Source organism: Bradyrhizobium sp. Leaf396, assembly GCF_001424605.1.
Classification (GTDB): domain Bacteria; phylum Pseudomonadota; class Alphaproteobacteria; order Rhizobiales; family Xanthobacteraceae; genus Bradyrhizobium; species Bradyrhizobium japonicum_C.
Genome location: NZ_LMQJ01000005.1, coordinates 169,215 through 188,441, shown reverse-complemented (window position 1 = coordinate 188,441; position 19,227 = coordinate 169,215). Strand labels below are relative to the sequence as shown.

Below are 19,227 nucleotides of genomic sequence, written 5' to 3'. Positions count from 1 at the left end.
AGAATTGCTGGAAGGATCACCGGGTGGAAAAACCGGAAAAGGCGAATGAATTCCAACTCCCCGGCTTCTTGATCGTTCCGCAGCGCAACATGAATCAGCTAGGCGGCCGGTTCCGGCATTCAAGCCGGAGAGACGCGGGGCGACAATAGCTCCGCGCGTCAATGCTAACGGCCGTGACGCAAAAGTCACAACCATCGAAGCAGGGATTCTACGGAGTACAGCGCAAGCCCTGCGAGGCCGCCGATCAGCGAACCGTTGAAGCGGATGTACTGCAGATCGCGGCCGATATTGATTTCGATCAGCGAAATCAGCTGCTTCATGTTCCAAGCCTTGACCTGATCGGAGATGAAGCTGGAGACACCCCTCTTCTGGTCGGCGACAAAGCTGCGCAGCACCGTCACCAGGCCCTTGTTGATCTCGCCGCGCAGTTCGGCGTCGCCGGCGAGCGCCTCACCCGCCGCGACGAACATGCCGGCGAGATGATGTTGCAGCACCTGCGTCTCGCCGCTTGCGCTACGCTCGATGAACGAACGCGTGTTGGCCCAGATGGTGCGGGCGAGATCGGCAAGCTCGGGACGTGCGAGCAGATCGCGCTTTAAGCCGTCGATGCGGTCGATATAGGCCTGATCGGTACCGAGCCGGTCGACGAAGCCTAGCACCATGCGATCAAACTCACCGCGAAACGGATGCTCGGGATCGCTGCGCACCTCATTGAAGAACGCCGTCGCGGACGCCACGATCTTGTTCACCAGAAACTTGTCGGCGCGATACAGCCGCAGCAAGGTCGGCAGTTCCGCGCGCACTTTCTCGCGGATCATCGCCATCGTGTCTTTCTGATTCAGCGTCTCGTGCATCACGCGCAGGAGATCATCGAACAGGATCTGATGTCGTCTCTCTGCGACGAAGCCGCGTAGCGTGCCGGCGGCGAGCGGCGCAAGATCGATGGCCTGCAGCTGCGATGACATGCGGCGGATGATGAATGTCATCAGGCCGGAGCTTTCGGTCGCGGAGAAGGCCTCCGGCAGTAGGCGCAACGCGAAACGCGCCAGATCATCGCTGCGCTTGCGGTCGCGTAGCCAGTCCGCGACGAAGGAGCCGAAATCGATTTCTTTCAGTTTGGCTTCAACCGGTCCGGCTTCCAGGAAATGCACCTCGATGAATTCGCCGAGCTTGTCGGCGATACGGGCCTGATTACTCTGAATGATCGCAGTGTGGGGGATAGGCAGTCCGAGCGGTCGCTTGAACAGCGCGACCACGGCATACCAGTCGGCGAGGCCGCCGATGGTCGCGGCTTCCGCGAAGGCTGCGATGAAGCCGAACACGGGATGCACGGGCAGCAGCCACTTTGCGACCACGAACAATGCCAACGTCGAGACCAGCACCAGCGTCGCCAGCGCTTTCACACGGCGAAGCTCGGCTGCACGTTCGGCATCGCCGGGAGTGACGAAGGAAGAGGTGGCAGGTTGTATCATGATCGCACCACCCTACTCATCATTGCGAGCGAAGCGAAGCAATCCAGAATCTTTCCCTGACACTCTGGATTGCCTCGGCGCAAGGTTCCTCGCGCTGACGGCTGCGGCGCAAACAAAAGGCCCGCCGAAGCGGGCCTCAACCTCAGTTTATCGTCAGCGCCGGATCAGGCGGTCTTGTTGTAGACCTTGGCGAAATTGTCCTGAGCGGACTTCGCACCGTTGGCAGCGAGCTGGCCGAAATAGTCGGCGGTCGCCTTGGCGCGCGAGACGAACGCTTCGCCGCGGGCGCGGAGCAGACCCGACTGGATCTCGACGGCCTCGCTGAACGACTTGGCAGACGCGAGCTTGTCGATGCCCGAGAAGAATGCCTCTGCGTCCTCGTAGATCGCCTGCTGGATGTTGCGGCTGATCTTGCCGGCTTCAGTGACGGACTCGGTTACCGCGTTCTCGACGGCAGCGGTCACGCGCTCGGAGCCTGCGAACACCTCGGCGGCACGGTCCTTCGCAGTGTTGGCGGTCTTCTTGACGAACTCGCGGGCGGCCTCGGGAACTTCCAGGTTCTGGATGTTCTTGAAAGCGTCCTTGAAGCTGTCGAAAGCGGCGTTGGTTTCGGTGGTCATGGGGTTCTCTCCATCCTCAATCGTCTGAGCTATGGCTCACCCCGTCCGGATTGGCCCGGGGCATGCCCTATATGGCATAGTTAATTGTGCGATGCAACATTAATGCTGCACCGCGGTATCACGAAAGTGTGAGAAGCCTTAATGAAAGGCAGCGCGATGCCTCCGGCGCCAATGTCGGCTCGCCGGCGGCGGGAAGGCGCGCCCGGCGGCAGACACTTTCCGTGCGCAACCGCGCCTCGCTATTGCTGGACAGCGCCTGGCAGCCCGTAGGCCTCCAGTTGAGCCTGGACCTGTGCGATGTTGTGGCCCAGCACGACGATGTCGTGGGTCTTGCCGCCGACATCTCGGACATGATCGCGCAGCAACGCCTCGGCCTTGAAGCCGAGACTTTCGAAGAGAGCGATCGCCGCCTGTTGGTCGACCGTCATCTGGACCGACAACTTTTCCAGGCCAGCCCCAAAAGCGAGCGCAAATGTCTCCTGCGATAGCGCCTTCCCCACCCCTTTCCCGCGGACCTCGGGCGAAACCACCATGCGGATCTCACCGACGTGGGGCGACCAGGAGTGGGGATCGCGCACCAGTGTGCCGCAACCGACGACCCTGCCCTCTCTCACCGCGAGCAGGCTTTGAATCGCGCCGCGCTCGATCTCCTTGACCCAGGCCGACAGCACCTTGGGCTCGCTGATGTTGCGCGGCAGGAACAGCAAATCGTGGGTCGGCAGGCTCTTGCCGAAAGCGAGCACCGCGGCCTCGTCTGCAGGCGACATCAGGCGGATCTCGACATCGCCGGCATCGGTCTTGACGTGACGCGGATAGGAACGCTGTTCACTCATGTCGATCTCTTCCCCAGCCAGGAATCCAGTTTCGGCCACAGCCGCTTCACTGCGTTGGCGCCCGCCACCAGAGAGACGTGACCGCCCTTCAGGATCACCTCTTCCTTGTCCGTCGAGCCGATCTTGGCGATCAGGTGCTTTGCGGCTTCATACGGCACGATGTGATCGTGCTCCGCGACCGCGTGCAGGATCGGCACCTTGATGTCCTCCAGCTTCGCCGCGCGGCCGCCGACCGACATGGTGTCGTTGAACAGCTTGTTGTCCCACATCAGGTCCTTGGTGATCGCGCGGAAATACTCCCCGGCGAGCGGCAGCGTGTCGGTCGCCCAGCGGTCGAACATACGGTACGACTTGACGAACTCGTCGTTCCAGATGTTCTCCCACAGCTGAATCTGACTCGCGGTGCGCGACGCCGGGCGCAGCATCTCGAACGAGGACAGGATCATTTCCGGCGGCACGTTGCCGACGCTGTCAACGAGACGGTCGACGTCGAAATAGCGGCGGTCGGAGAAGTTCGAGAACAGCTTCATCTCGCGGAAGTCGATCGGCGTGGTGAAGCAGATGAGGTTCTTCATCGGCCCGCCCTTGTGGATCGAGCCGTAGAGCAGCGACAGTACGCCGCCGAAGCAATAGCCGATGACGGAGACGTCCTGCTCGCCGGAATCGGCCTGCACGCGGCGGACGCAATCCGGGATGAAGTCGAGGACATAGTCGTCCATGCGCAGGCTCTTCTCCTCCGGCCGCGGGGCGCTCCAGTCCAGCATGTAGACGTCGTAGCCGCGCCTGAGCAGGAACTCGATGAAGCTTTGCCCTGGCACGAGGTCGAGAATGTAACCTCGATTGGTGGTGGCCATCACAATCAGGACCGGCACGCGGTAAATTTCGTCCGACATCGGCCGGTAGTGATACAGGCTCATTGTGCCGCGCGAATGCAGCACGTCCTTTGGCGTCGAGCCGAGCGTAGGGCCGGACGTCGAGAAGTATTCGACGCCTTTGATACTGCGCATGATTGCGCGCTGCACTTCAGACTGGATGCGCTCGGGTATCGCGGCGAAATCAAGTCCTGCTGTCGCATTCATTCCCGCCCTCCGCCTTCGGACGGCGGACGTTTGGTGCGCGGCGGCCGTGGCGCGGCGCCTGGTTGCTGCGCGCCCGAATTGGCCGACATCTGGCTTATCATCGACTTGATCTCGCCGAGTTGGCCTTCGATCGACTGGAGCCGCTCCGCGATGCCGGTCATCTGCTCGCGGCTCGGCAGGTTCATGGAGAGCAGGTACTTCTCCATGAGATCGCCGAACTGCTTCTGAGCACCTGCAGCAACCCCGCCGGCGCGGTTCACGGTTTGCGAGAATTCTGGCGTCTCCATCGCCTTGGTGGCGAAGGAGTTGAAACCCTTCTCCATCTCGCCAACCATCTTCTGCCACAAGGCGACTGGATCGGTGATCTTGTCGGTCATCAGCATCCTCCCGATGTGGAGGGCTTTGCACCCTTCTTATCTCACCATACCACACCGTTGCGCGGGGCCGGTCAACCGGCAAGCAGTGGCGCAGCGTCGCGAGGCCGCTTCTTCGCGGGACGAAACCGTGCGATACAGCATCGATCAGCAGGAGGGACCCGTGACCGCTCATCAGCCGCCCCAGACCGTCCGCGCCAACGGAATCGACATCTGCTACGAGATTTTCGGCAACGACAATGCCGAGCCATTGCTGCTGATCATGGGGCTCGGGGCGCAGATGATCCACTGGGACGATGCGTTCTGCGAGCAGCTTGCCGCGCGCGGCTTCCGCGTGATCCGCTTCGACAATCGCGACATCGGCAAGTCGAGCCATCTCACGGGCGGCAAACGGCTGACGCCGCTCGAACTGCTGAAGCTGCGCCTCTTCAGGATACCCGTGGCCGCGACATACAAGCTGATCGACATGGCGAAGGACACAATCGGATTGATGGACGCGCTCGGCATCAAGTCGGCGCACCTCGTCGGGGCCTCCATGGGCGGCATGATCGCGCAGGAGGTGACACTGTCGTTTCCGCACCGCGTACGCTCGCTGACCTCGATCATGTCGACCACGGGTAATCCGCGCGTGCCGCCGCCGACACGCGAGGCCGCCGCGATGCTGATGGCGCCGCCGCCGCGCAGCAAGGAGGAGTTCATTGTCCGCTTCGGCCAGACCTGGAAAGTGCTGCGCGCCGGGCATTTTCCGGAAGAGGAAGCGCTAGACCCGGGCCGCGCCGAGCGCGTGTTCGCGCGTGGACTCAATCCGGCCGGCGTCGGCCGCCAGCTCCGCGCCGTGCTGGCGTCCGGGAGCCGGAAGGAGCGGCTGCACGCGGTGAAGGCACCGACATTGGTCATTCACGGCACCGTCGATCCACTGGTCCGCCCCGAAGGCGGCAAGGACACCGCAGCGTCAATCCCGAACGCGAAGCTGCTGATGATCGAAGGCATGGGCCATGCCTTGCCGATGCGGTTCTGGCCTCAGATCATCGACGCCATCGACGAGCACGCGCATAGCGCTGCGGCCCAGGCTGCCTAGCTCTTCTTTGCGATCCAGATCACGTGGCGCGCACCGCCGCCTCGTCCGGTGGCGCGGACATTGACCTCGTTCACCGCAAAGCCGGCAGTCCGAAGACGCCTGGTGAACGCCGGGTTGGGTCCCGAAGACCAGACAGCGAGCACACCGCCCGGCCGCAACGCATTCTTTGCCGTCCCCAACCCGCTCGCACTGTAGAGCGCGTCGTTACCCTTCCGGGTCAACCCTTCCGGCCCGTTGTCGACGTCGAGGAGAATGGCATCGAAGGCAGACCGCTTCGCCCGGATGATCTCGGCCACGTCGATCTCGCGGATGGTCACCCTGGGATCATCGAGGCTGTCGCCGAAGACTTCCGCCATCGGGCCTCGCGCCCAGCTCACCACCGCCGGCACGAGCTCGGAGACCACGATCCTGGCCTTTGATCCGAGCACGGCAAGCGCCGCGCGCAGCGTAAAGCCCATGCCGAGGCCCCCGATGAGAACGACAGGCTTCGCTGTGTGCTCTATCTGCTTCGCCGCAAGCGTCGCAAGCGCAGCTTCGGAGCCCGAAAGGCGATTGTTCATCAGCTCGTTGGTGCCGAGCTTGATCGAAAATTCCTTGCCTCGCCGCATCAGGCGGAGCTCTTCGTCCGAGCCGGGGATTTTGGCGGTATCGATCTTTTCCCAGGGAATCATGGGAGTGCTTTAGCACGATTAGTTCGTCGCTCGGATGGATCGAAGCGCAATCCGGGGAACGCTCATCTCGGAAAGACACCCGGATTTCGCTACGTTCCGTCCAGGCTACGGCACTGGGGCCGCGGCTACCCTCCTGCCCAGACGTCGAGCACATACCGGTTCTTCGCGCCCATCTCGTCGATCCAGCGTGCACCGGCAGCGGCGTCGCTGCCGCTTTTCTCGCGATGGATGGCGACCAGCGCCGCCTTCACGCCGGGCTCCATCTTGCCGCCGTCGCCACAGACATAGATGATCGCACCTTGCTGGATCAGCGACCAGACCTTCTCCTTCTGCGTAGCGAGCACATGCTGCACATAGCTCTTCGGTCCGTCCGCGCGCGAGAACGCCGTGAACAGCTCGGTGATGCCGGCCGCCGCGAGCGCCTTCAGCTCCTCGGCGTAGAGAAAATCCTGATCGGGATGGCGGCAGCCGAAGAACAGCATGGCCGGCCCGAGGACATCCCCCCTTGCCTTGCGCGCGGCGCGCTCCTGTAGGAAGCCGCGGAACGGCGCAAGGCCAGTGCCCGGTCCGATCATGATGATCGGCACGGACGAATCGTCCGGCAGCCGGAAGCCCGCCTTGGTCTCGCGTACGGTCGCGTAGATCACATCGCCCGCACGGCGGTTGGCGAGATAATTCGAGCAGATGCCCTTGTAGATACCGCGCCCCGACGCGGCCGGCCCTTCGACCACACCGACCGTGACGCTGCAACGCGCGGGATCGACCGACGGCGAGGAGGAGATGGAGTAGTACCGCGGCGCCAGCAGCGAGAGCATTTCCAGATAGACGTGAAACGGCAATTCGCAGGCTGGATATTCGAGCAGGAGGTCGAACACCGATTTGCGCCTGGCCAGAACTTCGCTGCGGTAGCGCTCCAGCGGCTCGGCTTCCTCGCCAACAAAGGCCAACAGCTTCGGCTTGGTGACGGGGCATCGGGTGTGCTCCGCCATGATCTGGATCTGCTTGCGCGTCGCGACCTGCTGTAGCTCGACGAACTCGCTGAGCAGACGACCGACCGACACGGCCTCGCCGACCGGCAGTTGCGCACGGCGGCCTTCCGCGACATGCAACCTGATCTGGTCCGCCGGCAGGAAGCCGAAGCGGCGGGCAATCGAGTCCACCAAGGTCGGATCGTTGCGCGGAACGACGCTCAGATGGTCTCCGACGCGGTAGGTGACAGTGGATGGCAATTCCACCTCGATGTGGCGCGTCGAGCGTTCCGACGGATTGGGCCCGCTCTTGTTCTGAAGCTCGTCGTTGACCAGCACCTTCATCGCCACCGCGCCGCCCTGAGCGACGATGGTGTTGACGGCGGTCACTGCAACGGGCTCGATCGCGTAGAGCGGATCGTCCTCGGCGGTGCGGGTGAAATTCCAGTCGATGCCGAATTCCTTGGTTGCGACCTCGGCCGCCGCCGGAAACCATTTCTGGAACTGCCCGTCGAGATCGCTGCGTGCGTCGCCCTCGCCGCGCGGATACACCGCGCGCGCACCATGGGCCGACAATTGCCCATCGATGAAGCGCGGTACCGACTGATAGGTGGCAGCCCAGTCGCTGTTGCCGCAACCGAAGACGGCGTAGCGCACGCCAGCAAAGGCATCCTTCGACAAGTCGCTGCCAAGCCACTTGACGAATTGTGTCGCATTATCGGGCGGCGCGCCGTTATAGGAGGCGCAGATGATCAGCACGCCGCCCTCTTGCGGCAGCTTGCCGACGTAATCATCGAGAGGCCCGAGATGCACGGCAAAGCCGTTGATCTCGGCGAGGTCTGCCATGCGCGTCGCGAGTTCCTCGGCAGTGCCGAGATTGGAGCCGTAGAGCACCAGCATCGGCGTGTTGTGGCCAGGCCGCGTGGTGGCTTGGCGCTGCGCTTTTGGCGTCGACGACGCAACCGCGGCGGGCCCCCCATAGGCGCCGCGCTCGCGATCGGCGCGCGGACGCACCTTGATCTTGAAGCCTTCCGGCTTGATCGTCAGCGTCTCTTTCAGGTGCATCTGGTAGCGCTGATGATCAATCAGCTTGAAGCGCTGAAGGATCATGCCGAGTGCGAGTGCAGCTTCATGCATAGCAAAGCCACGCCCAATGCAGGCGCGCTGGCCGTTGCCGAACGGCTTCCAGGCATTGATCGGCCGCTTGGCTTCCGCCTCGCGGCTGAAGTTTTCGGGATCGAACGCATCCGGGTTCGGTCCCCATACCGGGGGATCGCGGTGCAGCGCAGTCACCAGAATGGTGGTGAACGTGCCTTTCCTGAGCTTGTACTTGCCGCCGCCGATAGTCTCGTCCTGGAGCGGCGAGATGCCGTAGGCCGGCGCCGGGGGCCACAGCCGCAGCGCCTCTTTCAGGATCTGCGTGATGTAGGTGAGCTGCGTTACCTGCTGGTAGGAGGGCTTCGCATTGACATCCGGGCCAAAGACGCGATCGACCTCGTCATAGGCCTTCTTGAGAATGTCCGGATGCTTGAGCAGTGCATAGAGCGTGTAGGACAGCAGGCCGCTGGTGGTCTCGTGCCCCGCGATCAGGAACGTATTGATCTGGTAGCGGATGTTGACGTCGTCGAGCTGCTCGCCGGTCGCACGGTCGACGCCGGTCATCATCGCAGCCAGCATGTCCTTCTTGTCGTCGATCCCGTCCGAGCTCTTGCGGCGCTCGGCGATGATCTCGTCGACCATCTTGTTCATGAAGGCGACGTCTTCGGCGAGCGTCTTGCGGCGCTTCTGCATCCAGAGCTGCTCGAACGGCAGGCCGCGCGTCATCATGATGGTTTCGAGCGAGCGCACCAACGATTCGACGAAGGGATGGTAGTCGCGCCGATAGAACGAGTTGAAACGGTAGTCGAAGCCGCACAGGCCGATCGTATCAAGCGTCAGCGCCGTCATGTCGTGGACCACGTCGATCTCGTCGTCGGCGTTGAGCCGTGCCCACTTGTTGACGAGCTGCTCGGCAATGTCGACCATGCTTCCGTGGTAGGACTGCATGGCGCGGTTGCCGAAGGGCTGGAGCAGGATGTTGTGCGCCTTGCTCCAGTTCGGCTCCTTGGTATCGGCCGTGAACAGGCCGTCGCCCCCGACCGCGCGCACGCGCCGCAACGCGCCGCGCACTGTCTTGTCGAAGCGCTTTTCGTCGGAGAGCTCATCGACGAGGTCGTGGCCGGAGACGACCACGATCGGCGAGCCCATCATGTCGAGCCAGAAGATCGGGCCGAGCTCCTTGGCGAGCCGCGTCAGGTGCTGCACGGGAGCAGCCGAATCCAGCGACAGCATGTTGCCGACCACCGGCTTGGTCGGCGGATGCGGAATAGGGTCCAGACGGTTCGTGGATGACATTTGACTGCGCTTCCCCCTGCCTCGATCATTCACCGCGTCATTGCGAGCGAAGCGATCCAGAATGTATCCGCGGTTGCATATCTGGATTGCCTCGCCGCTCCGCTCCTCGCGATGACGGAACTAGCCAAATCGCCTTCTACGCCATTCGATCAACTTGGCGCTGACCTCCTCCGGCTTCTCCTGCTGCGTCCAATGGCCGCTGTCCTTCACCAGATACTTTTCGAGATCGCCGATCAGATTCTCCATGCCGTCGGCCGCAGAGGGCGGCAGCACCGCATCGTTTTCGGCCATGATCATCAGTGAGGGCACGTGGATGTGATGGTCCAGCCCCTTCGACCGCTCCCAGTTGCGGGTGAAATTGCGATACCAGTTGATGCCGCCGGTGAAGCCGGTCTTCGTGAAGGTGTCGACGAACACCTTCTTCTCCTCCGCCGACAGGATCGGCGTGCGCGGATCAACCTTGGCATCGTAGGCGGCGATCATCTGGGGAAACGCCAGGTTGGTCTTCGACGAAGCTCCGACCCCGGCGACCGGCGGCTCGTCCGGCTTGGCCGCCGGTCGCGGCAGCGGCTTGCGCATGAACGCGTCGAAGGTCTGCTCGACCCGGCTGCCGAAGATCCTGTCCGGCTCGCGCGCCGGGTCCTGGAACTGGACGATGTACATCTGGTCACCGAAGCGCTGGCGAAACAGCGCGATGGGGTCCATCGGCGCGCGATCCCAGTGCGGGGTATTGACGCCGACAACGCCGGCCACCCGCGTGGGATGCCGCAGCGGCATCTGCCAGACGACAAAGCCGCCCCAGTCGTGGCCGACGAAGATCGCCTTTTCGATTTCGAGATGATCGAGCAGCCCGACGAGATCGCCGGTCAGATGCTCCATGTCATAGGCTTCGACCGGCTCGGGGCGGTCGGTGGCGCCATAGCCGCGCTGGTCCGGTGCGATCACACGGAGGCCTGCCTCACTCAGTGCCTTGATCTGGTGACGCCAGGAAAAGGCGAGCTCAGGCCAACCATGGCACAGCACGATCGGCGGCTTGTCGTCGGCTGGCCCTGCCTCGTAATAGCCCATGCGGATTCCGTTCGTCTGCGCGAACTTGAGCGGCGGCATTTCAATCATCATAGATTCCCTATTCGGCGGCGCCCTTGATCTCCGCCGCCGGTGGCGCGTAGGCCGTCTCCAGGGCGGCGAACTCTTCCGGCAGCATATCGCACATCACTTGTACATGCGGAATGATGTTGGCCCCGACGATGAAGCCGAAGTCAAGTTGGTCGCGATAGCTCTGCACGGTGATGTTGAGCGCCTGCCCGTGCGTCGAGATCGACACCGGGAAGATGTGCAGCAGCTCGGCGCCCGCGGCATAGAGCGTCTGCCGCGGCCCCGGCACGTTGGATACGGTGATGTTGGCGGCCGGCGGCAGCACGTCCGACAGATTCGAGCGGCTGTAGAGCAAGGCCAGGATCTGCACCATGATCGGCGCGCCCAGCATCGAGATGTTGGAGACCTGCGGCATCAGCGCACGCAAGGGATGCGACATCTCCTTGGACTTCGTCGATTGCGCGATGATCGCCTCCAACCGCGCCTTGGGATCCTCGATGTTGGTCGCAATCGAGCAGATCATGCCGAACACCTGGTTGTTGGCCTCGGTGTTGCCCTCCTCACGCAGCGAGATCGGGACCGCTGCCGTCAGCGATTTCGCCGGCAGCGTGCCGTGTTGCAGGAGGTAGCGGCGGACGACGCCGGAGGCGAGCGCCAGCACGACGTCATTGAGCTTGCCGCCCGCGAGCTTCGCCAGCGCCTTGGAGCGAGATAGCGAGATCGACACACCGGCGAAGCTTCGTTCCGACGAGATGGTCTTGTTGAGCATGGTCGGGGGCGACACCATGCTGGCGAGACTCTCGCGCGACTTGGGATCGGCGACCTTGCCCAGCACGTCGGACATGCTCTTGAGCACGGTCGGGATGTTGCCGGCGAAGCGCACCGCGCTCTCGATCTGGTACATCGCGTTGTCGAACAGGATCGAGCCGATGTCGCTCTTGCCGGTTCGCGGCAGCTGCAGGTTCTTCGCCGCTTGCGAGGCATCGAGCGGCTGGCTGAACAGCTGCTGATATGAATCCAGGAGGTTCGCGGCGATGTCGCGCGGCTCCTGTCCCGGCTTGCTGCCGGCCGACGGCGGAGCGACCTTGCGCGGGATCGGCGAGATATCGTAGATCATGTTGGTCAGCGCCGCGCCGGCGCCGCCGTCGATGGCGGCATGGTGCATCTTGGAATAGAGCCCGACCTCGTTGTCCTTCATGCCCTCGAACACGTAGAACTCCCAGAGCGGGCGGGCGCGGTTCAACAGCTTGGCATGCATCCAGCCGACGATGCGCTCCAGCGTGGCGCGGTCGCGCGGCTGCGGCAGGCTGGCGCGGAAGATGTGACGGTCGATGTCGAACTGATCGTCCTCGACCCAGGAGGGATGATCGATGTCGAGCGGCGCCTTCTCCAGCCGCGCCTTGAGGATCGGCGCGATATGCAGGCGTGAGACGATCATCGCCTTGAAATCTTCGAAGAAGTCACCTTTGTAGTCGTCTGGCAGACGAAAGATCGCCATGCTGCCGACATGCATCGGCATCTCAGGGGTTTCCAGATAGAGAAACGACGCGTCCAGCGACGACAGCTTCTTCCCGTCAGCCATGATACCCTCCCCGCAAACACTTGACGGGCGCCTTGGCAGCGCTTCTCGTCAGGCCAATACTGCCTGTTCCGGCGGGGCATATGCAATGGCAAACGGCCCCGCCCGGTCGAATGGCCGGAATTGCCCTTCCGGCTGCGCCAGCCGGTCCGCGACGGCCCAGAGCGCTGCGGGGTTCACACCGAGCCCGATATGGCTCGCCCAGTGCACCTCGATGTTCTCCGCACGCTCGGAGGCACGAAGCAGGCAGGTCCGCCAGTTCACGACACCGTCGGCGCGCGAATAGATCGACGTTGTGGGCACCGGCAGATCGCCCGCGATCGCTTCGCGCGCTTCCGCAAAATCCTCTACGCGCTCGCCGGACAGTAGCTCGTAGAGCCAGGTGGCGTTCGTTGCCCTCACGTCGTTGGCAAAGGGGCTGCCAAGTGTAATGACGTAGCGGACCATGTCGGGGGCCCAAAGCGCGAGGTCGCGGGCAAAGACGCCGCCGAGGCTCCACCCGACCAGGCTGACCTTGCGCCCGCTCGCGGCATGGGTCTGGGTGAGAAGCGCGCGCAGCGAATCCCGCATCCGCGCCAAACCACCGAGGTTGCGGCCCATCCGCCAGGCATGTGCCTCATAGCCGAGCTCTCGGAGATAACGTCGCATCGGCGCCATCGAGAGATCGCTGGCGAGGAAGCCCGGCAGCGCCAGCACAGGATGGCCGTCCCCTCGGGGGGCTCGCATCAGGAGCGGCGAAAGCAAGAGGCTCGCGTTCAGCTCGAACAGTCCACGGGCTTCGGCCAGCAGCAGGCCGAGGCCCGGCGCACGAAGCCGGCCAGACTCCGGCGCCCCGTTCCGTCCGGAAGACACTATTTTTTCTTGTCGGCGCTGCGTGTGCCGCCGAGGCCGGCCATCGCGGCGAACATGTCCTGAAATCTCTCGGTCATTTTCGGATCGAAGGTGAACCAGCTCTGGAGCAGCGACTCCGGCGAGACCTTCTCGATGTTAGTCAGAACCTGCTGCTGCAGCTTGTCCATCACCGCCGTCTGCATCGGCGCCACGTCAGGCAAGCCGAAGAACTGGCGAGCTTCGAGGGGGGTGCAGTCGATTTCGATATTTACCTTCATGTCCCCTCCAATGAGATTCGAGCCGCCCACCGCAGTATCGCCGCGACTTATAGTGCAACGCAAGCGACCTGATGCCGGCGAGATATCCTCCGCCCGGCAATCAGCCAGTATGGTCAACCAAAGTCGGAAGATGCCGCCCAATGCCAGGCCACGCGGTGAACATTGCTGCACAGCGGCGCAACTTTGGCGCGTTCCTTGCTGGAATGGCGCTTGCACGTGTCGAGAACTCTGGGCAACATGCATTGAAAAGCCGGCCGAACAAACCAAAAATCACCGGCACGGCAGTGTGGAGAGGGTCAAGAATGTCGGTAGGTCGAACTCTGTATGCGGCGACGTTCGCCGGAGCGCTTGCGTTTTTGTCGGCCGCGCCTGCGTTGAGCCAGACGCTGCGCTATGCCAACCAGGGCGACCTGAAGTCGCTCGATCCCTATACCCTTAACGAAAGCACCACCCACGCCCATCTCGGTCACGTCTACCAAGGCCTTACTGCGCGCGACAAGGACCTCAAGATCATTCCGGCGCTGGCGGAGCGCTGGGAAACACCGGAACCAACCCGCTGGCGCTTCTATTTGCGCAAGGGTGTGAAATTCCACAACGGCAATCCCTTCACTGCAGACGACGTGCTGTTCTCCGCCGACCGCGTCCGCAAGAAGGGCTCCAATATGCAGACCCGCCTTGCGGCCGACGTCAAGGTCGTCAAGGTCGACGACTACACGGTCGATTTCGTCCTCCCCTCGCCCAATCCCATCCTGCATAGCTCGTGGGATGTCTGGTACATCATGAACAAGAAATGGGCCGAGGAAAACAACGTCGTCGATCCGACGCCGGTTGCGGCGACTACCCCAAGCTACGCCTCGCTCCACGAGAATGGCACCGGTCCGTTCATCGTCGAAAGCCATCAGCCCGGCGTGAAGACCGTCTTCAAGGCCAATCCCAACTATTGGGGCAAGGTCGAAGGAAACTTGAAGGAGATCATCTTCACCCCGATCGCTTCGGACGCAACCCGCGTCGCCGCGCTGCTCTCGGGCGAAGTCGACGTCATCGAGCCGGTACCGGTCCAGGACATCGCCCGGATCGACAGCAGTCCGAATGCCCAGGTCCTGAAGGGGCCGGAGCTGCGCACCATCTTCATCGGGTTCGACCAGACCCGCGACGAACTGCTCTATTCCAATATCAAGGGCAAGAACCCGTTCAAGGACGTCCGCGTCCGCGAGGCCTTCTACAAGGCGATCGATATCGAGCTGATCAAGACGCGCGTGATGCGCGGACTGTCGACGCCGTCCGCCCTGATGATCGCGCCGGAATTGTTCGCGCTGTCCAAGGAGTTCACGCGTCCGAAGTTCGATCCCGACGGCGCCAAGAAGCTCCTGACCGAGGCCGGTTATCCCGACGGCTTCGAGGTCACGATGGACTGCCCGAACGATCGCTACGTCAACGACGCCGCGATCTGCCAGGCCGTGGTCGGCATGCTTGCCCGCATCGGCGTCAAGATCAGTCTTCTGGCGCAGCCGAAGGCACAGTATTTCGCCAAGGTCCTGAAGCAAGGCAACTACCAGACCTCGTTCTACCTCTTGGGCTGGACGCCCAGCACCATGGATTCACACAACGTGCTCTATGACATCATGGGCTGCCGGGACGATGCGAAGTCCTCACGAGGCGAGGCCAACCTAGGCGGCTACTGCAACAAGGATTTCGATGCGATCACCGACAAGGTGCTGGTCGAACCGGACACGGCCAAGCGCAATCAGCTCATCAAGCAGGCCTACGAGATCGGCAACAAGGACTGGTCCTACATCCCGCTGCACCAGCAGGCGCTGGCCTGGGGTGTATCGAAGAAGGTGAAGCTGCCGCAGCGCGCAGACAATCAGGTCCTGCTCTACTGGGCAACCAAGCAGGAATAGCGGCCAACTGCACGGAAGGTCCCGGCAGCGTCAGGCTTCCGGAGACTTTCCGTTTCCGGCTGACAAAGACGTCAGCCTCGACACACTCTCAAGGACAGTGGAAGGAATGCTCGCTTTCACTCTGCGCCGCGCCATTCAGGCCATCGGCGTCATGTTCGCCGTTGGCATCATCGCGTTCTCGATGTTCCGCTTCGCCGGCGATCCCGTCAACCAGATCGTGTCCATCGACACGCCTGCGGCCGAGCGCGAAGCCGTGCGCAAGTCGCTCGGCCTCGACGACCCCGTGCCGGTGCAGTTCGTTCGCTATTTTGCCGATGCCGCGCAGTTCAAGTTCGGCGTCTCCTACCAGTTCCGCCAACCGGTCTCGGCGCTGCTGATGGAGCGCATGCCCGCGACGCTGGAACTTGCGATCTGCGCGACCGTCTTTGCGATGGTCCTCGGCATTCTCATGGGCGTCTATTCCGCGCTCAGGCGCGATACCTTCCTGGCCAAGCTATTCCAGGCGGTGTCACTGATCGGCATCTCGCTGCCGACCTTCCTTATCGGCATTCTCCTGATCTACCTGTTCGCCGTGACGTTGGGCTGGTTGCCCTCGTTCGGCCGCGGTGAGGTGGTCAGGCTCGGCTGGTGGACGACGGGCCTGCTCACGCTGTCGGGGCTGAAGGCGCTGATCATGCCTTCGATCACGCTCGGCTTGTTCCAGATGACCCTGATCATGCGGCTGGTGCGCGCGGAGATGCTCGAAGTGCTGCGAACTGACTACATCCGCTTCGCTCGCGCGAGGGGGCTGACCACCCGTGCCATCCATTTCGGCCATGCGCTGAAGAACACGCTGATTCCGGTGATCACGGTCGCAGGACTCCAGTTTGGCTCGGTTATTGCATTTTCCATCATCACCGAAACCGTGTTCCAGTGGCCGGGCATGGGACTTCTCTTCGTGCAGGCCGTGCAGAACGTCGATATTCCGATCATGGCCGCCTACCTGCTGATGGTTTCGCTGATTTTCGTCACCATCAATCTGGTGGTCGATATCCTCTACACCGTGGTCGATCCACGTCTGCGCTCGACCGTCGGTCGCGCCGCATAGGGCATCGCTCCATGTCCGACGCAGTCGTCTCCAAGTCCGACAGGCAGGGCACGCAGCCCGCGCGCACCCACGGCTGGTTCGGTCGCGCGCTCGACAGCGACCTCTTCTATTCGTTCCGCCGCTCCAAGCTCACGATGGTGGCAGCAGCCATCACGGTTCTGTTCTTCCTGCTTGCGATCTTTGCATCCGCGCTCGCGGTGCAGAACCCGTTCGACCCGGCGCAGCTGCAATTGATGAATTCGCGGATTTCCCCGCTCTGGACCGCCGACGGCCAGAGCCCCTTCCTGCTCGGCACCGACGAACAGGGCCGCGACGTGTTCTCCGCCATTCTCTACGGCATGCGCATCTCGCTCGCAGTCGGCGTAGCCGGCGTGATCTTTGCCGGTGTGCTCGGCATCGCGCTTGGCCTGATCGCCGGATATTTCGGCGGCGCGGTCGACGGCGTGATCATGCGGATCGCCGACGTGCAGCTTACCTTTCCGGCCATCCTGATCGCGCTGCTGGTCAACGGCATCGCCAAGTCGATTCTCGGCAACCGGCTGGACGCCACCAGCATGCTGACGGTGCTGGTCATCTCGATCGGCCTCAGCTTCTGGGTTGGGTATGCCCGAACGGTGCGCAGTTCCGTCATGGTCGAGAAGAACAAGGACTATGTGGCTGCCGCGCAGCTGATCGGCCTGCCAGCGCCCAAGATCATGCTTCGGCATGTGCTGCCGAACACGATGGGGCCAATCCTGGTCATCGCCACGATCAATCTCGCACTTGCCATCATCACCGAGGCGACGCTGTCCTTCCTTGGCGTCGGCCTGCCCGACACCATGCCTTCGCTCGGCACGCTGATCCGGATCGGCAACAACTACCTGTTCGCGGGCGAATGGTGGATCGTCGCCTTCCCCGGGCTCGCCCTGGCCGCGCTGATCCTGTCAATCAACCTGCTCGGCGACTGGTTGCGCGACGCGCTCAACCCGAAGCTTCGATGAGTACGCCTCGTCCATGACCGAACCCGTCCTCTCCGTGCGAAATCTCAAGGTCGAGTTCGCCTCGCGCCGCGGGACGTTGCGCGCCATCGACGGTGTCTCCTTCGATATCGCCAAGGGCGAGGTGCTCGGCGTCGTCGGCGAATCCGGCGCCGGCAAGTCCGTCACCGGCCTCTCCGTGATCGGCCTGATCGATCCGCCCGGACGGATCGCCGGCGGCGAGATCCGTCTCGCGGGCCTGCGCATTGACAATCTGCCGCCGGAGGAGTTGCGCCGCGTCCGGGGCAAGCGCATCGGGATGATCTTCCAGGATCCTCTCACATCGCTCAATCCGCTCTACCGCGTCGGCGACCAGATTGTGGAGACGATCCGGACCCATCTCAATCTGTCCGGGACGGCCGCGCGCCGCCGCGCCATCGACCTCTTGGCCGAAGTCGGCATTCCCGCGCCCGAAAAACGTATCGACGGCTATCCTCACGAATTCTCTGGCGGCATGCGCCAGCGCGTCGTGATTGCGCTCGCGATCTGCGCCGAACCGGAGCTGATCATCGCCGACGAGCCGACCACCGCGCTCGACGTCTCCGTTCAGGCGCAGATCATCTCGCTGATCAAGCGGCTGGGACGCGATCACGGCACCGCCGTGATGCTGGTGACCCACGACATGGGCGTGATTGCGGAAACATCCGACCGCGTCGCGGTGATGTATGCCGGCCGGATCGCCGAGATCGGCCCGGTCCAGGACGTCGTGAAGAATCCCCTGCATCCCTACGCCAAGGGCTTGATGGGCGCCATTCCGACGCTTGCGGGCGAGGACAAGCGACTCGTGCAGATTCCCGGCTCCATGCCGCGGCTGTCCGCCATCCCGCCCGGCTGTTCGTTCAACCCGCGCTGCGCCTTCGCCTTCGATCGCTGCCGCGTGGACCGGCCGGACCCGCTCCCGCGCGGAGCGCAATCGGTCGCCTGCCATCTCTATGACGATGCGGCGGCGGAGAGCGTGGCATGAGCGCCCCGTTCGTTCAGGCTACAGACCTGCGCCGCGTCTTCGACGTCTCAAAGCCCTGGCTAAATCGCGTGCTCGAAGGCGGGCATCTCGAATATCTCAAAGCAGTCGATCACGTCACCTTCGACATCAGAAAAGGCGAGACGTTCGCGCTGGTCGGTGAATCCGGCTCCGGCAAGACCACAGTCGCGCGCATGGTCGTGGGGCTGCTGCCGCCGAGCTCCGGCGACGTGCTGATCGACGGCGTCTCCATGACCGATCCGCGGCAGGCGCCCGCGCGCCGGAAGCTGCGCCGCCGCATCCAGATGATCTTCCAGGACCCCTATGCAAGCCTGAACCCGCGCTTCCGCGTGGATGCGATCATCTCCGAGCCGATCCGCGCCTTCGGCTTGATCCTGGGCGAGCGCGACATCCAGGCTCGTGTCGGCGAGCTGCTCAACCTCGTCGGCCTGCATCCCGACGACCGTCTGAAATATCCGCACGAATTCTCCGGCGGTCAGCGCCAGCGCATCGCGATCGCGCGAGCGCTCGCGTCTGACGCCGAGTTCATCGTCTGCGACGAGCCGACCTCGGCCCTCGACGTTTCCGTGCAGGCGCAGATCCTGAACCTGATGCGCGACCTCCAGGACAAGTTCGGCCTGACCTACATGTTCATCAGCCACAACCTCGCCGTGGTCCGTCACATGGCGAGCCGCGTCGGCGTGATGTATCTCGGCCGCATTGTCGAGATCGCGGAAGGGCGCGAGCTTTTCGCCCGTCCACGCATGCCTTACACCAAGATGCTGCTCGGCGCGGTGCCCGATCTCGCCATGAGCGGCCGTCAGCGGGTTCCCGTCAAGGGCGAGATCCCAAACCCGATCAACCCGCCGCCCGGCTGCGCCTTCAATCCACGCTGTCCGCTCGCGTTCGATCTCTGCCGCAGGGAGACGCCCGAACTGATCGACGGCGCCGCCTGCCACGCGGTCAACACTGCGCCGGTCCCGGCGTGAC

17 protein-coding genes are annotated in these 19,227 nt (G+C 63.2%); 6 read left to right on the top strand and 11 right to left on the bottom strand.

Annotation, left to right across the window (positions count from 1 at the left end; translation table 11 throughout):
* Nucleotides 1-185: 185 nt before the first annotated feature.
* The 5 genes from ASG57_RS07525 to ASG57_RS07505 form a co-directional block, all read right to left on the bottom strand.
* Nucleotides 186-1,472 (bottom strand): DUF445 domain-containing protein, encoded by a 1,287-nt coding sequence (locus ASG57_RS07525; protein WP_024340044.1) that lies wholly within the window; start codon nucleotides 1,470-1,472, stop codon nucleotides 186-188.
* Between the two features lie 164 nt (nucleotides 1,473-1,636).
* Nucleotides 1,637-2,092: a phasin gene (locus ASG57_RS07520; RefSeq protein WP_024340045.1), complete on the bottom strand. Its 456-nt coding sequence runs from the start codon at nucleotides 2,090-2,092 to the stop codon at nucleotides 1,637-1,639.
* Nucleotides 2,093-2,331: 239 nt separating this feature from the next.
* The gene (locus ASG57_RS07515; protein WP_024340046.1) at nucleotides 2,332-2,925 is read right to left on the bottom strand and encodes a GNAT family N-acetyltransferase; all 594 of its coding nucleotides are present in this window, start codon (nucleotides 2,923-2,925) and stop codon (nucleotides 2,332-2,334) included.
* Nucleotides 2,922-4,004 (bottom strand): PHA/PHB synthase family protein, encoded by a 1,083-nt coding sequence (locus ASG57_RS07510; RefSeq protein WP_024340047.1) that lies wholly within the window; start codon nucleotides 4,002-4,004, stop codon nucleotides 2,922-2,924. The genes ASG57_RS07515 and ASG57_RS07510 overlap by 4 nt, the downstream gene beginning before the upstream one ends.
* Complete coding sequence (locus tag ASG57_RS07505) at nucleotides 4,001-4,381, bottom strand: hypothetical protein (RefSeq protein ID WP_024340048.1); 381 nt, start codon at nucleotides 4,379-4,381, stop codon at nucleotides 4,001-4,003. Before ASG57_RS07505 ends, ASG57_RS07510 begins: the two co-directional genes overlap by 4 nt.
* 160 nt (nucleotides 4,382-4,541) lie before the next feature.
* Here ASG57_RS07505 and ASG57_RS07500 point away from each other — a divergent pair, with 160 nt between their 5' ends.
* Nucleotides 4,542-5,456, top strand: a complete 915-nt coding sequence (locus tag ASG57_RS07500; RefSeq protein ID WP_024340049.1) for an alpha/beta fold hydrolase — start codon at nucleotides 4,542-4,544, stop codon at nucleotides 5,454-5,456.
* On the opposite strand, the gene ASG57_RS07495 is transcribed toward ASG57_RS07500, so the two are convergent.
* The 6 genes from ASG57_RS07495 to ASG57_RS07470 form a co-directional block, all read right to left on the bottom strand.
* On the bottom strand, nucleotides 5,453-6,127 hold the full coding sequence (locus tag ASG57_RS07495) for a spermine/spermidine synthase domain-containing protein (protein WP_024340050.1): 675 nt from the start codon (nucleotides 6,125-6,127) through the stop codon (nucleotides 5,453-5,455). The genes ASG57_RS07500 and ASG57_RS07495 overlap by 4 nt on opposite strands.
* Nucleotides 6,128-6,252: 125 nt before the next feature.
* Complete coding sequence (locus ASG57_RS07490) at nucleotides 6,253-9,489, bottom strand: bifunctional cytochrome P450/NADPH--P450 reductase (protein ID WP_024340051.1); 3,237 nt, start codon at nucleotides 9,487-9,489, stop codon at nucleotides 6,253-6,255.
* Between the two features lie 120 nt (nucleotides 9,490-9,609).
* The gene (locus ASG57_RS07485; RefSeq protein ID WP_024340052.1) at nucleotides 9,610-10,605 is read right to left on the bottom strand and encodes an alpha/beta fold hydrolase; all 996 of its coding nucleotides are present in this window, start codon (nucleotides 10,603-10,605) and stop codon (nucleotides 9,610-9,612) included.
* 10 nt (nucleotides 10,606-10,615) lie between these two features.
* Entirely contained in the window at nucleotides 10,616-12,166 is a 1,551-nt protein-coding gene (locus ASG57_RS07480; protein ID WP_024340053.1) for a WS/DGAT/MGAT family O-acyltransferase, read from the bottom strand.
* A gap of 48 nt (nucleotides 12,167-12,214) precedes the next feature.
* Nucleotides 12,215-13,015, bottom strand: a complete 801-nt coding sequence (locus ASG57_RS07475; RefSeq protein ID WP_024340054.1) for an esterase/lipase family protein — start codon at nucleotides 13,013-13,015, stop codon at nucleotides 12,215-12,217.
* A complete protein-coding gene (locus tag ASG57_RS07470; RefSeq protein ID WP_024340055.1) occupies nucleotides 13,015-13,272 on the bottom strand; it encodes a DUF6489 family protein in 258 nt (85 codons plus the stop codon). The genes ASG57_RS07475 and ASG57_RS07470 overlap by 1 nt, the downstream gene beginning before the upstream one ends.
* A 302-nt stretch (nucleotides 13,273-13,574) precedes the next feature.
* On the opposite strand from ASG57_RS07470, the gene ASG57_RS07465 reads away from it, so the two are divergent.
* The 5 genes from ASG57_RS07465 (at nucleotide 13,575) to ASG57_RS07445 (ending at nucleotide 19,226) form a co-directional block, all read left to right on the top strand.
* Nucleotides 13,575-15,173 carry an ABC transporter substrate-binding protein gene (locus tag ASG57_RS07465; RefSeq protein ID WP_024340056.1) on the top strand — a complete coding sequence of 533 codons (1,599 nt, stop codon included), beginning with the start codon at nucleotides 13,575-13,577 and terminating at the stop codon, nucleotides 15,171-15,173.
* 106 nt (nucleotides 15,174-15,279) lie between these two features.
* Nucleotides 15,280-16,260: an ABC transporter permease gene (locus ASG57_RS07460; protein ID WP_024340057.1), complete on the top strand. Its 981-nt coding sequence runs from the start codon at nucleotides 15,280-15,282 to the stop codon at nucleotides 16,258-16,260.
* Nucleotides 16,261-16,271: 11 nt separating this feature from the next.
* Entirely contained in the window at nucleotides 16,272-17,240 is a 969-nt protein-coding gene (locus ASG57_RS07455; protein ID WP_024340058.1) for an ABC transporter permease, read from the top strand.
* A gap of 13 nt (nucleotides 17,241-17,253) precedes the next feature.
* Complete coding sequence (locus ASG57_RS07450; RefSeq protein WP_024340059.1) at nucleotides 17,254-18,240, top strand: ABC transporter ATP-binding protein; 987 nt, start codon at nucleotides 17,254-17,256, stop codon at nucleotides 18,238-18,240.
* Complete coding sequence (locus tag ASG57_RS07445; RefSeq protein WP_024340060.1) at nucleotides 18,237-19,226, top strand: ABC transporter ATP-binding protein; 990 nt, start codon at nucleotides 18,237-18,239, stop codon at nucleotides 19,224-19,226. The genes ASG57_RS07450 and ASG57_RS07445 overlap by 4 nt, the downstream gene beginning before the upstream one ends.
* Nucleotide 19,227 lies beyond the last annotated feature (1 nt).

Bases quoted from the DNA above. Each gene is read 5' to 3' on its own strand.
- ASG57_RS07510 (WP_024340047.1), bottom strand. From the start codon at position 4,004: ATGAATGCGACAGCAGGACTTGATTTCGCCGCGATACCCGAGCGCATC.
- ASG57_RS07495 (WP_024340050.1), bottom strand. From the start codon at position 6,127: ATGATTCCCTGGGAAAAGATCGATACCGCCAAAATCCCCGGCTCGGAC.
- ASG57_RS07515 (WP_024340046.1), bottom strand. From the start codon at position 2,925: ATGAGTGAACAGCGTTCCTATCCGCGTCACGTCAAGACCGATGCCGGC.
- ASG57_RS07455 (WP_024340058.1), top strand. From the start codon at position 16,272: ATGTCCGACGCAGTCGTCTCCAAGTCCGACAGGCAGGGCACGCAGCCC.
- ASG57_RS07525 (WP_024340044.1), bottom strand. From the start codon at position 1,472: ATGATACAACCTGCCACCTCTTCCTTCGTCACTCCCGGCGATGCCGAA.
- ASG57_RS07470 (WP_024340055.1), bottom strand. From the start codon at position 13,272: ATGAAGGTAAATATCGAAATCGACTGCACCCCCCTCGAAGCTCGCCAG.
- ASG57_RS07445 (WP_024340060.1), top strand. From the start codon at position 18,237: ATGAGCGCCCCGTTCGTTCAGGCTACAGACCTGCGCCGCGTCTTCGAC.
- ASG57_RS07520 (WP_024340045.1), bottom strand. From the start codon at position 2,092: ATGACCACCGAAACCAACGCCGCTTTCGACAGCTTCAAGGACGCTTTC.
- ASG57_RS07505 (WP_024340048.1), bottom strand. From the start codon at position 4,381: ATGACCGACAAGATCACCGATCCAGTCGCCTTGTGGCAGAAGATGGTT.
- ASG57_RS07480 (WP_024340053.1), bottom strand. From the start codon at position 12,166: ATGGCTGACGGGAAGAAGCTGTCGTCGCTGGACGCGTCGTTTCTCTAT.
- ASG57_RS07450 (WP_024340059.1), top strand. From the start codon at position 17,254: ATGACCGAACCCGTCCTCTCCGTGCGAAATCTCAAGGTCGAGTTCGCC.
- ASG57_RS07460 (WP_024340057.1), top strand. From the start codon at position 15,280: ATGCTCGCTTTCACTCTGCGCCGCGCCATTCAGGCCATCGGCGTCATG.
- ASG57_RS07465 (WP_024340056.1), top strand. From the start codon at position 13,575: ATGTCGGTAGGTCGAACTCTGTATGCGGCGACGTTCGCCGGAGCGCTT.
- ASG57_RS07485 (WP_024340052.1), bottom strand. From the start codon at position 10,605: ATGATTGAAATGCCGCCGCTCAAGTTCGCGCAGACGAACGGAATCCGC.
- ASG57_RS07490 (WP_024340051.1), bottom strand. From the start codon at position 9,489: ATGTCATCCACGAACCGTCTGGACCCTATTCCGCATCCGCCGACCAAG.